Below are 13,006 nucleotides of genomic sequence, written 5' to 3' on the forward strand. Positions count from 1 at the left end.
CGCGCCTTCCGACCGATATACACGCCATGATGGCGTGGACCGTGCTCCGCGGTCAATCGCTGTAGTACTCGCTGCGATGCCGATCGGGGCGAGCCCTGTTCAGCACCGTCCCGAGGATGCGGGCACCGCCGGATTCCAGCGACTTGATGCTCTTCGTCAGCGCAGCACGGCGGGTCTTGGTCGCATCGACGACGAGGATGACGCCGTCGGTCTGCGTGGCGAAGAGGTTCGCGTCCGCGACGCTCAGCGTCGGTGGCGAATCGATCACGACATAGTCGTACTCCGCCGCGGCGAAATCGAGCAGCTGCGCCATGCGCGACGACGTGAGCAGCTCGGCGGGATTGGGCGGCACCGTGCCGGCGGGGAGGATGTCCAGAGTGCTGTCGGCGACGCTGTGCTTGGCCACCTCGAACTCGACCTCGTCCAGCAGAACACTCGTGAGACCGATCGAGCCGTCGATGCCGGCGTGCTCGTGCGCTCGTGGACGGCGCATGTCGGCGTCGATCAGCAGCACGGAGTTGCGGAGGCCCGCGAGCGTCATGGCCAGGTTCACCGATACCGTCGACTTGCCCTCGGCCGGCATGCCAGAGGTGACCAGGAGCACCTTCACGCGCGACGACACGTTCGCGTAGGCGAGCGCGGAGCGGATGCGGCGGAACTCCTCCGACGTGTGTCCGAGCGGCTCCTGCGCCACGGCGATGCCGCGCGTCGCCAGCAGCGCGGACTTCGAGACGACGCCCAGCACGGGGTCGCCCCCTGCCTGCGTGAGCGTCTCCTCGTTGCGCACTCGGGTGTCGAGCACCCCGATCAGGATGGCGACGGCCAGACCGAGCACCCCGCCGAGAAAGCCGCCGAGAAGGGCATCACGAGGCTTGCTCGGTGTGAACTGGAACTCCGGCACCACCGCGTCATCGATGACCTGGGCTGTGATCGTGGACTCGCCCTGCGGATCCTTGGGAGCCACGTCTTTGACGGCGACGATCAGCTGGTCTGCGACGGCGTTCGCCAGATCGGCCGAAGCTTCCGCGTCGTCCGCGATTCCGGTCACCCGGAGCGTGACCGTGCTCTGCGGGATCGAGACTTCGATGTCGCGGGCCAGGGCGCGCGGAGTGGTGTCGAGGTCGAGCTCTTCGATGACGGGCTCGAGCACCCGCGAGCTGGTGGCGAGCTGAGCGAAGGACAGCATCTGGCTCTGCGTGTACACCGACCCCTGGTTGAGATCGGAGGCACTGGTTCCCTGATTGAGAGCGAAGTACAGAGAGGTCGTCGCCTGGAAGAGCGGCGTCTGCAGGGACGCATATCCGTACGACCCCGCTGCGCCGAGAACAGCGGTCAGCACGATCAGCCACCAGAACTTGCGCAGCGAACTCGCGATGACGCGCAGACTGACCCGGCTCTCGCCCATGGTTCCCCATTCCCCCTGAGATTTCGATTCTAGATGAGTCAACGTTTCGCCAGCCTCACGATTGTGGATGCGACGGCCGGGCACTGCTCGGCAGTCGCATCCCCTCCGAGGCACCGATGTCGACGCCCGCGACTTCCTCGTCTGTCCCCCCGAGCCTGGCCGCGTCTCTGGCCCAGGTGATGGCGAGACCGACGCAGAACCAGAGGAACATGCTGTACTGCGTGATGAGGGCCACGACCACCAGGCTCGGGAGCTGCCCGACGACCGCGAGCGCGGCCGGGCTTCGCGTCGAACGCCTCAGCGCCGTCCACGCAGCGCAGACGACCGCGGCCATGATGAGGAAGGTCGGCACGTACCCGTACCGGAGCAGGGTGAGGACGAGCGCGTTGTCGACGGATCGGGCGAAGTAGCCGAGGTAGTAGTCGCCCGAGACGAGGGAATGCCAGTCGCCCGGGTTGCCGAAGACCTGCACCTGTTCGAGGAGCACGAGCAGATCGGTCCGATAGTCCGCGCTCCCGCCCGCCTCTTCCCCGGCTGCTCCGAAGACGGTGTCGATGATGGGGATGACGATGGCCGTTCCGATCGCGCCGGCCACGGCGACCGTCACCCGGAAGCGGGTGGAGACGCCGACGATCAGGAACGTGGACAGGACGAGCGTGAGCACGAGCGTGAGCAGACCCACGCGGCTGAAGGTGAGGACCGTCGCCACCGCGATGATCACCACCCCGCTGATCTTCGGGAGGAGTCGCCACCGGGTCGCGACGACGAAGGCCGACGACATCGCCAGGGCCGCGCCGAGCGCGATCGAGTGTCCGAATGCTCCTTCCGCTCTCAGCACTCCCCCGCGTTCCTGCAACGGGCTCCAGGTGTCGTAGACGACCCCGGACCCCGGGATGAGCACGAACGGGTTGAACGATGTGAAGAACTCCACGACGGCGAGCGCCGCGGCGATGACGGCGACGACAGCGATCGTCGAGGTCACCCACGCGGTTCCGACCCGGGCGAGCACCACCCGGCCCCAGATGTACGGGATGACCCATTCGAGCAGTGCGGCGACGAGAGAAGCGAGGTCCACCGAGCCGAAGGCGTACAGGCCGACGATGACGACGATGAACACCGCGACCCAGGCGTCGGCCGCCCGCAACGGCACGATCGACCAGTTGACGACGATCAGCAGCGCCGTGAGGAGAGTGATCGCGGCCCAGTAGAAGCTGATGTTCACCCCCACCCAGAGGGGGACGAAGAAGAGCACGCACGCCCAGACGGCGAACGCCGCTCGGGGCATCATCCGGAGAACCAGGACGACGAGGGCCAGTGCGGCGAGACCTCCGACTGCGAGGAGCACGATCGGAACAGCAGTGGCCATGCGTCAGGATCCTACTCGGGGGTGGTTGCGCTCAACGAATCTCATGAGCCTCCCCTCCCGCCGGCTGCGGCATGATCAATGTGTAACACGTCAGCGGGCAACGGCGAGTGAGGCACGCCCTCGGACGCCGGCTCGGGATGCCGGCGTCCGGGAACGCACCTCACATGCGTCGCCTGATGCTGCTACGGGGCGGTCACCCGGAACGAGTCGAAGGAGACGCCGAGTGCCGCCGTCGCGTTCCCCGAGCGATTGCCGCTCAGTCCGACCGGCCCGGCCGCCTGCAACGGCGTCGCATCCGTGGTGTTGAGCTGCCAGTTGGCCGGCTCTGTGCCGCCCGTCGCCCAGATCTTCGCCGAGATCGCCGTCGGCGATGTGCCGGTGACGGAGACCTTCAGCGTGTACGAGGTGTTCGCCGAGAAGGCGAGCCCCGCCACGGGCTGCGCCAGCAGCACGGTGCCTTCGCGATGGGCCACGAGCCAGATCGTCCCGTCAGGACGGAGCCACGCACGCACCAGATACTTGCCTGCGGCCGACTGACGCGCGATGACACCCACGTAGGCGCCGCCGGTCGCCGGTGCCTGATCGACACGGAACTGCGTCTGGAGCACGGCGTCGGTGATGGACGTGGTGTTCAGCGTGGCGTGCCGCGTGTCCCCGGCGATCAGGGCCATCTTTCCCTGTCCGTCGGCGACGGTGGCCGCCGCCTGCGAGCCACCGGCGATCGACCAGGCACCCCCGACAGCTGCGCTGCCCCACCCGGGACCGGAGGTCCGGTCGAACTCGTCACCGGCCAGCGGGGCGGGCTCGGGCTCGGGTTCCGGGTCCGGGTCGACGGGAGCCGCGGCGACCGTGACCTGCTTGGTGGCGGTGTGCGTCGCCCCCTTGTTGTCGGTCACCGTGAGCGTCACCGTGTAGGTACCGGCTGCGGTGTAGGTGCGAGAGCTGGTCGCTCCCGACCCCGTCGTCCCGTCGCCGAAGTTCCAGGCGTAGGAGGCGATGGTGCCGTCCGAGTCGGTCGAGGCGTTGCCGTCGACGTTGACCGTCAGTGCCGCCGCGGTGGCGGAGAAGGCAGCCGTCGGCGCCACGTTGGTGGGCTCGGGTTCGGGCTCGGGCTCCGGCGCTGGGGCCCCGAGGTTCTTCAGCGTGAAGTTGTCGAAGCTCGCGAGGTTGCTCCCGGTGCCCGTACCGGAACGGTACGAGTACACCGTCGGCGCTCCGGCGACCTGCAGGGCCGCGGTCGCGTCGGTCGTCGACAGCTGCCAGCCGGCGGGTTCTGCGGCACCTCCCGCCCACAGCTTGGCGCGGATGGTCGTGGTCGACGAACCGGTCGTCTCCATCGCCAGGTTGAACGTGCTGCCGGCGGTCCAGGTGAGCCCCGCGACCGCAGTGCTGGCGATCGCCGTGCCGTTGCGCTGGATCACGAGCCACGTGGCCCCGTCAGCGCGATGCCACGCGAGAGCGCGATAGCCGTTCGAACCGGAGCGCCGCGCGCCGAGCCCCTCGTAGGCGACCCCTGTCGACGGCCCGGCGGACAGCGTGTAGCTGATGCGCGCCGAGGTGTCGAGGAGAGACGTCCCCTGCAGGAGCATCTCGCGCGTCTCGCCCGGGGCGAGAGTGATCTTGCCCACTCCGTCGGCGACGGAGGTGACAGCAGCGGAACCGCTCATCGGCGCCCAGGTGCCACCCGCATCGGCTGCTCCCCAGCCGCTCGAGACCACACGGCCGAAGGAATCGGACGCCGCGAACACCTGAGCCTGCGTCGTGACGGTCTTGGTGACGCTCGCCGTCCCGCCGAGGCTGTCGGTGACCGTCAGAGTGATGTCGTGCGCGCCCGCCTGGCTGTAGGTGTGGCCGGCGGTGGCTCCCGATCCGGCGGGAGTGCCGTCACCCCAGTTCCAGGAATAGGAGAGTGTGGCTCCGTCGGAGGCACTCGACCCCGCGGCGGAGACGTTCACCGTCATACCCGAAGCCGTCGACGTGAACGTCGCAACAGGGTCGGCGTGAGTGGTGACGGCCTGACGCGTGGTCGACGCGGTGCCGCCACGGTTGTCGGTGACGGTCAGGGTCACCGTGCGCGTGCCCGCCGTGGCGTACACATGGCTGGCGACCTGACCGCTCGATGTGGTCCCGTCGCCCCAGTTCCATGCGTACGAGGCGATGGTGCCGTCGGAATCCGTGGATGCGGAGGCATCCGCCGAGACCGACAATCCCGTGCCGGTGACCTCGAAGGACGCCGTCGGCAGCACGTTCGCCGCCTGGACCACGACCTGCTTCTCCGTCGTCGCGGCCAGCCCGTTGCTGTCCGTGACCGTGAGCTTCGCCGTGTAGGTTCCGGAGGCCGAGTACGTGTGCGACGCCGTCGCCCCGGAGGCCGTCGGAGACTCGTCACCGAAGTCCCACTTGTAGCCGGTGATCGTAGCCGAGCCGGCCGGAGCGGAAGCGCTCGCGTCGAAGGCCACATCGAGGTCCGTCGCGGTCGCCGTGAAGGAGGCGGTCGGGGCCTCGAAGCCCTTGCCGACGCCGTAGTGCGTCTGCACCTGAGCGGCGGTCAGTGCGTACGGGTAGACCGCGACCTCGTCGAGCGCTCCCTTGAAGTACTTGGAGCTCGGCGCCGAGGGCCAGCTGGTCAGGTTGTCCCCGCCGATGCGCCAGTACCCGAGGTAGTTCTCCGCGGTGGTGGCGGAGGCGTCGGATGCGACGAGCGTGCCGTCGATGAACAGCTTCATCCCGGCTGCGCTCTGCGTCGCCACAGCATGGTGCCAGTCGTTGTCGTTCAGCGCCGTGCTGTTCTGGATCGTCCGCGTGTTCCCGTCATAGGCGCCGAAGACGAGCCGACCGTTGTTGGTCATGTAGAGGTGACGGTCGTAGCTGGTGGAGTCCCCCGATGCTGCGCTCCCGTAGCCGAGCAGCTTTCCGCCGTTGGTGGTGTTGGTCTTGAACCACACCTCGGTCGAGAACTCGGCCGAAGCGGCTGCCCTGTTCGTGGTCGCGACCCGCCCTGACGACGTGCCGGTGAAGGTCGATGCTCCCGTCGCGGTGTTCTCGACACCGGACGTGGACGTCGTGACACCCGAACCGAAGACCGGCGTGTTCGTTCCCGCCCAGTCCTGTGCGGCATTGCCCAGCGGGTAGTAGAGCTGCGGGGCGTCGGCGGTGACCGCATCGACGTATTCGGAGGCGGCTCCTGCCGTCACCGCCACGCTCACGGCCTGGCTGCTCACCGCGTTCCCGTTGCCGTCCCTCGCGACGACGGTGTACTCCTGTTGCGTTCCCGGGGGCGCCGTCTTGTCTTCGAGGCTGATCGTGGGACGGTTCCACCAGGTGCCGTCGGCGATCGTCGTGGCGACCGGCGTCGCGGTACCCGTGCGGCGCAGCTCATACGTGAGCTTCAGGTCGTCACGATCCCAGTTGGCCGGGATCGCGACGCGCACGCGCCCGGGGATGAAGGACTGCGCCGTGGCGGTCCAGTTCGCTCCGGACACCCGAGGGCCGTCCTTCGCTCCGGCCGGCGGCGTCGTGGAGAAGCGCACGAGGCCCTCGAAGCGTCCGTTGTTCACGGACCGGAACTCTCCGCCGATGGAGATCATGTTGCCGGCTCCGGTGATGGAGAGGCCGGCCTGTCCCATGCCCGTCGTGACACCGACAGCCCAGTCCGGCGTCCAGGCGTACGCGGACGGCGCCGGAGTACCGGCCCAGTTCTTGTAGGTGCTTCCCGCCGCGGGCTGATTGCCCAGGGTTCCGCGGGCGTCCGCCGTGTACGCCTCGGAGTAGCGGTGCGTGCGCGGGTTCTGCTCCGGGTGCATGCCCTGCGTGCTGCAGGCGTGGGTGTGGCTCGTCGTGTAGACGACCTTGCCGGTGGAGTACACGCCGTAGTGGTCGCCGAGGCAGTCCGAGATCCAGCGCACCTGGCCGGTCCCGGCCTCAGCCGCGAACGTGCCTTCGAGGTTGCCCACGTCGGCGCTGGCGTAGACCCAGCCGGTCCCGAAGACGGCGGTGGAGTCGGCGGCGAGCCCGAAGATGCCGGCCTTGCCCGAGCTCGCGCCCGTGTTCGAGCCGTTCTTGACGGTCTGCGGCAGCGCCCAGGAGGTGTCGACGGCACCGGACGACTTGTCGAGGGCAACGGCGCCGCGCATCGTCAGATCGCCGTTGACCTGCGAGAAGCGGCCGGCCGCGATGACGTTCTGGCCTGCGGGGTCCATGACCATCGCATCGACCTGGAGGTCGGTCTGCGGTGCCCAGCCCAGCAGCGCGCCGTTGGCGGCGTTGAACGCCGCGAGGTTCTTGCGCGCCGTGCCGTTACCCTGCGTGAACAGGCCTCCGACGTAGACACTGGACCCGGACGTGGCCATGGCATAGACACCGCTGCCGCCGATCGACGGGTTGAACCCGGGCACCAGCTGGCCGGTCACCGCGTCCAGAGCCGCGAAGTTCCAGCGCGCCTGCCCGTTCACCGAGTTGAACGAACCGCCGATGTAGATGCGGCTGCCGTCGGGCGAGGCCGCGACCGCCTTGATCACACCGTTGACCTGCGGAGCGAACGACAGCAGCTGTCCCGTGTTGATGTCGTAGGCGAGCACGTTGGACCGCGCGGTCAGGCTCGTCCCCGGCACCGCCAGCGGCGCACGCGCATTGTCGAACTTGCCCACCGCGTACACGGTCGACCCGATCACGGTCTGCGACCAGACGTAGCCGTTGTCGATCTGCACCGTCGGAATCGGATCCGACGTCACGACGTTCTCGTCGCGCTGCAGAAGCGGCGGCGGCGACACGTCTGCGGCCGAAGCCGACTGCGCCCCCAGCGTCGTCATCCCCGCGACCAGCAACGCTGCTGTCACGACGGAGGCCAGCGCTCCCAGCGCCCGCCTCGTGGTTGTTGTGTTCCCCATTAGTGACTCCCCAGCCGCAGAACGTGTTGTGAATGTGTGAGATTACGAAAGTGCTTGTAAAGGATGATTCGAGAATGTGTGCGCCGGAGCGCGTTCGTCAGGGCAGCGTGCCGGCGAACGTCGCCACCGGCTCTCCCGCGGCGTAGTTGACGCTGATCTTGACCGAGCGTCCCTTTGTCGGATCGAGCATGAAGACATAGGTGCCGGTGGCCTCGCCCCCCGCAGCCAGCTCACCCGTCAGCGGCTCGTTCGGCCCCGCCGTGGTGGCCACTCCGATGTCGCCGTCGTCCGTCGTCAGGCTGACGACGGCGGAATCGACGCTCTGCGCCCGGTCCGAGTCGTTGGTCACGGAGACATCGACGACGACGGCCGGACCGGCGTACTCGCCCGGCGTCTCGGGTTCGACGGTGATGGTCGACACCTCGTCGACGGTGACGACCATGTCTGTGGACAGGGTGATCGGCTCGTCGAGCGCGCCGCTCTCCTCCGTCAGCGCCGGAGCCTCGGTGGGCCCTGCGGCCTCGTCGTCAGCGGGCGGCGTCCAGTCGGTGGTGCTGGTGCCCTCGGGCGTCGGCGTCTCGGAGGCCTCGGGGGCTGCGGTGCAGCCTGCCGTCACGAGCGCGAGCGCCACCAGAGGCGCGATGAACACCGCGCGTCTCGAGCGCGAAGAGCCGTCCCCAGAACGGCATGATGAAACATTGAACACTGCAGCTCCCCAGAACCCAGATTCCCCATCCCGAAGCCCCCTCGGCTTCGGTCCCCTCAACCACGCAGAACGCGGCGTCGGCTAATCGTAGTGCGGGAATCGCGAAACCACAAGAGCCGACTCAGGACGCGTGTCTGCGGTGCCCGCCCAGCTGAGCCACGACACTCGCCGTCGCCGCTTCCACTTCGGCGACCGTCTCCCGGTGACCGCGGCCGCCGTGGCGATCCGCGATGCTGCTCGGATCCGCCGCGCCCCTGCTCCCGAAGAGCCGCCGGACCCGGCTTCCGACGCCGTCCGAGACGGCGAGCGGCACCGATCGCGAGCGGGCGCGATCCAGGTATGCGACGTACTCCGCCACCCGGTCGGCCGCGGAAGACGAGAAACCCGTTCCCAGGTGCGCCGCCTCCTTGATCGTGAACATCCAGTCGCGCGAGCGTGGAGCGAGCCGCACGAGCTCTCCTCGGATGTCCCGCGACGCCGCGAGGACGAGGGTGGACTGCTCGATCAGCTCCACGGTGACCGGTCGTGCTCGATGAGCCTCCACCTGCGCCGCCCAGCCCTCGTCGTCATGAAGCGAGGACACCAGCGTGCAGATCGCGTCGCCCTCATTCGCCCGGACGCCCGCACTGCTGACCGAGATGGAGGAATCCGGCCCCAGCCCTCGTCTCAGCGCGAGTTCTGCCAACGGTGACCGGCAGACGTTCGCGGCGCAGACCACCAGGATCTTCTCCCCGGTCATGCGTCGGCACCGAGCCTTCCGATCTCGCGGAACCACTTGACCGCGGCGAGCGCGAGGAACAGGGTCGCCGCGGCGCAGAGCAGGCCGTATCCGATGAGGAACGCCGACGTCCAGCCCCAGAGCACGAAGACGAGGCAGACCAGACCGAAATCGGTCGGCAGCAGGATGAGCGATCGAACGAGCGTGCCGCCGCCGCGTTCGTGGGTCGACGCCACCGCGTGCTTGCCCTTGAGGAGGTCGTTGAGGAGCATGCCGGAGAACGTCGTGGACGCGACGATGCTGAACACGATCGGGATCAGCAGCAGCAGCGGGGTGTCGGGCAGCACGCGATAGAGACCGATCAGCACCGCCAGATGGAGCGACGCGATCTTCAGCGTGTCGATGAAGTGATCGAGCCACTCGCCCTGCGGGCTGCCTCCGCCCCGGAGTCGTGCGACCTGCCCGTCGGCGGAATCCCACGCGTAGCCGAGGACGAGGAGCAGCGCGATCAGCAGGCCCATCGGCACGTTCACCGGCCCGAAGGCGATGAGGCCGATGGCCACGAACGAGTGCACCGCGCTGATGATCGAGACCTGGTTCGGGGTGAGACCGATCCGGTACGCGACGGCGGCGAGGACTCTTCCGATCCGACGATTCACGTATACGGAGTACGCGGGCGCGCCGCGAGCGTGCCCCTTCTGCGCACGCGCGAGACGGTGGTAAGCGTCTACGACCATTTCCTGCCCTTCTGGTCTGCCCCCTGCGTACGAGCGATCCGCCGCGCCTCGCGAACTCCACGGAAGTAAGCACGGATCGGTGCGGCCGACTGGATCAGCTGCCGACGTCCTCCGCGGAGGATCACCTCTCGGGCCGTCCGCGGGATCGAGCGACGCCAGCGCCGCACGTCCGCCTCGTCGAGGTGACGCACGGCGAAGAGCATCCGATTGCGGATGTTGTAGTAGTAATAGGTCTCGGATTTGGCTCGCGACAGCTCCGGCCCGGAGCGCTGCGTCCCGCCCTCGTCGTGCACGGCGCTCGCCTCCTCGACGAGCGCCAGCGAGCCACCCGCCGACACCACCTTCCTCGAGAAGTCGACGTCCTCCCAGTACAGGAAGTAGTCGTCATCGAAGCCGCCGGCGAGCTCCCAGACCTCGCGCGTGATCCACAGGCAGGCCCCGCTCAGCCAGGGCTCGAACGGTCGACCATCCCCGACGACGCGCCGGCGTCGAGCGCGCATGGTGCCGTCGTCGAGCAGCAGGTCGATGCCGTCGAACCAGGTCCGTCCTTCGGAGTCCGAGATGCGCGGGGACGCGAGAGTCGTGCGTGCGTTCGCCGTGGTGGAGGCGAGCAGCCGCAGCGACTCCTGGTCGATGTGCGCATCCGGATTGATGACGAGGACATCGGTCGCCCCTTCGGCGAGCGCGCGGGTCACGCCGATGTTGACGCCTCCGCCGAAGCCTGAGTTGGTGTCGGGCGAGATCAGCAGCCAGTCGTTCTCGGCGGCGACCTCCTCGGCGGCACGGCGCTCGTCGGCGCTCGACCAGTTGTCGACCACAATGACCGAGACGTCCGGATCGATCGCTCGCGCCTCGCGCGCGACGACCACCAGGTTGCGTCGCAGCAGCGCCGCCGAGGCATAGTTCACGACGACGACGGCGAAGCGCCCGTGGACGAACGACACGTGATCCTCCCCCCGGATCCGCATCACGGATCGCATCGGGTCGCCGGTCGAATTCCCCAGAGTCGCGACCGGCGTCGACTCCCAGGAGAACGACTATACGCGAGAGGGCCACGCGGTGAAGGAAATCCGAGGTTCGCGGTACGATGAGCCGGCGTCGCAGTCAGGCGCGCGACTGCCATGGGGATGGCACGACTGCCATGGGGGATGGTGCGGATGACCAGGGGACGGGAATCGAGCGACATGATCGCGGTGACGATCGGCATACCCACTTATCGACGGCCGGAGCTGCTCGAGGCTCTGCTCCTCGCGCTCCCGCCGCGCATCGCGGAATGCGGGGAGCTCGGGGTCGAGATCGATGTGCTGGTCGTCGACAACGACGCCGCCGGCTCCGCTCGAGAGGTCGCGGAGCGCGCAGGTCTGCCGGTGCGATACGTCATCGAACCGACCCCCGGCATCGCCGCGGCCCGCAACCGGATCCTGGACGAATGCGAGGCGCGCGATCTGGTCGCCTTCATCGACGACGACGAGATCCCGCGGGAGCACTGGCTCTCCTCCCTCCTCACGGTCTGGCGCGAGCACGGTGCCGATGCGGTGATGGGGCGCGTGATCTCGATCTTCGACGAGGACGTGGACCCGTGGCTGCTCACCTCCGGAACCTTTCGTCGGCCCACGCGGGAGACCGGCACCGTGCTCGAGGTCGCGGCGGCGGGGAACCTCCTGCTCGACCTCCGCTGCATCCGTCGACTCGGCCTCCGCTTCGATCAGTCGCTCGGGCTCGGCGGCGGCGAGGACACCCTCTTCTCTCGGCAGCTGGTGCGACGAGGCGGCCTGATCGTGTGGTGCAACGAGTCCGAGACCGAGGACCCCGTCGTCGCCGCGAGACTCAGCAGATCCTGGGCCGCGCAGCGCGCGTTCAGCTCGGCGAACGCGAACACGCGGATCGAGCTGCAGCTGACCGAGGGCGCGCTGCGTCGAGGCGCACTGCGCGTACGCGCATTCCTGGGCGGTGTTGTCCGCATCGTTGCCGGCGTCCTTCGCCGGGCGTTCGGCGCCGTCACCTCGAACATCGACCATCACGCCAGAGGCACCCGCATCGCGCACCGCGGCCGCGGGATGGTCGCAGCCGCCTTCGGCCGCCGCTATGACGAGTACAGCCGCCCATCGGAGGACGACACGACCATGACCGACCCCGCATCGACCATCCGCGTGATGCAGTCGCTCGGAGCGCCGCGCCCGACGACGAACCCGTACAACAAGATGCTCGACGAGGCGCTGGGTTCCACCGAGGGGCTCGTGCACCTGCGCTTCTCCTGGAAGACCGCCCTCTTCGGCCGCTACGACGCCTTCCACTGGCACTGGCCCGAGGCCAAGCTGCACGGCTCGAGCTGGTGGAAGTCGACTGGGAAGTACCTCCTCACGACGGCGCTCGTCGCCCGGCACCGCCTGTCACGGCGCATCGCGGTGGTGCGCACCGTGCACAACATCGAGCTCCCCGACGACAACGCACCGCGACTGTGGCTGCTGCGCTTCATCGACCGCCACACGGATTACCGGATCCTCATCAACGAGACGACGCCGCTGCCTCCGGGGACACCGCACAGTCTGATCCTGCACGGCCACTACCGCGACTGGTATGCGAAATTCCCTTCCGCCGAGCGCGTGCCCGGACGACTCGGATCCTTCGGCGGGGTCCGCCGCTACAAGGGCCTGGAAGGGTTCATCGACGCGTACGCGGAGGCCGTCGAGACCGAGCCGACACTGAGCCTGAAGATCGGGGGACGCCCGTCCACCCCCGAGCTCGGGGACGACCTGCGCGCCCGGACCGCGGGCCTTCCGGGTGTCGAGCTGCACCTCGACTTCCTGAGCGATGCCGAGCTCGTCCAACTCGCGACCTCGTCCGAGCTCATCGTGCTGGCCTACCGCTTCATGCACAACTCCGGCAGCGTCCTCGCCGCCTTGTCGATGGCACGTCCGGTGCTGGTGCCGCGCAACGAGGCGAACGAGGCGCTCGCGCGCGAGGTCGGTCCGGAATGGGTGCTCATGTACGACGGCGACCTGGACGCCTCGACGGTCGTCGAGGCGTGGCATGCCGTGTCGACGCTGACGGGCTCGCCCGACCTGTCGCGCCGCGAGTGGGCCGATGCCGGCCGCGCGCACCGTGACGCGTTCCGCGAGGCCGTCGTCCACAAACGACGGCGCGACTGAGCCGGATCCGACGAGCGCTTCCTTCGACGACGAGAGGCT

8 protein-coding genes are annotated in these 13,006 nt (G+C 68.5%); 1 reads left to right on the plus strand and 7 read right to left on the minus strand.

What is annotated here, in order from left to right; translation table 11 throughout:
- Nucleotides 1-52: 52 nt before the first annotated feature.
- From DW298_RS02775 to DW298_RS02805, 7 genes are all read right to left on the minus strand, one after another.
- On the minus strand, nucleotides 53-1,405 hold the full coding sequence (locus DW298_RS02775; protein WP_136040981.1) for a polysaccharide biosynthesis tyrosine autokinase: 1,353 nt from the start codon (nucleotides 1,403-1,405) through the stop codon (nucleotides 53-55).
- A gap of 55 nt (nucleotides 1,406-1,460) precedes the next feature.
- The gene (locus DW298_RS02780; RefSeq protein ID WP_136040982.1) at nucleotides 1,461-2,771 is read right to left on the minus strand and encodes a hypothetical protein; all 1,311 of its coding nucleotides are present in this window, start codon (nucleotides 2,769-2,771) and stop codon (nucleotides 1,461-1,463) included.
- A 182-nt stretch (nucleotides 2,772-2,953) separates the two neighbouring features.
- A complete protein-coding gene (locus DW298_RS02785; protein WP_240744993.1) occupies nucleotides 2,954-7,657 on the minus strand; it encodes a PKD domain-containing protein in 4,704 nt (1,567 codons plus the stop codon).
- A gap of 97 nt (nucleotides 7,658-7,754) precedes the next feature.
- A complete protein-coding gene (locus DW298_RS02790; protein ID WP_240744994.1) occupies nucleotides 7,755-8,306 on the minus strand; it encodes a DUF4352 domain-containing protein in 552 nt (183 codons plus the stop codon).
- 178 nt (nucleotides 8,307-8,484) lie between these two features.
- Complete coding sequence (locus DW298_RS02795) at nucleotides 8,485-9,102, minus strand: hypothetical protein (protein WP_136040983.1); 618 nt, start codon at nucleotides 9,100-9,102, stop codon at nucleotides 8,485-8,487.
- Complete coding sequence (locus DW298_RS02800; RefSeq protein WP_136040984.1) at nucleotides 9,099-9,818, minus strand: CDP-alcohol phosphatidyltransferase family protein; 720 nt, start codon at nucleotides 9,816-9,818, stop codon at nucleotides 9,099-9,101. Before DW298_RS02800 ends, DW298_RS02795 begins: the two co-directional genes overlap by 4 nt.
- Nucleotides 9,809-10,762 carry a glycosyltransferase family 2 protein gene (locus tag DW298_RS02805; protein ID WP_240744995.1) on the minus strand — a complete coding sequence of 318 codons (954 nt, stop codon included), beginning with the start codon at nucleotides 10,760-10,762 and terminating at the stop codon, nucleotides 9,809-9,811. Before DW298_RS02805 ends, DW298_RS02800 begins: the two co-directional genes overlap by 10 nt.
- Before the next feature lie 213 nt (nucleotides 10,763-10,975).
- Between DW298_RS02805 and DW298_RS19570 the strand changes: the two genes are divergently transcribed.
- Entirely contained in the window at nucleotides 10,976-12,967 is a 1,992-nt protein-coding gene (locus DW298_RS19570) for a glycosyltransferase (protein WP_240744996.1), read from the plus strand.
- Nucleotides 12,968-13,006: the final 39 nt, after the last annotated feature.

The sequence above is a fragment of the Microbacterium sp. A20 genome (assembly GCF_004794515.1).
Classification (GTDB): Bacteria; Actinomycetota; Actinomycetes; order Actinomycetales; family Microbacteriaceae; genus Microbacterium.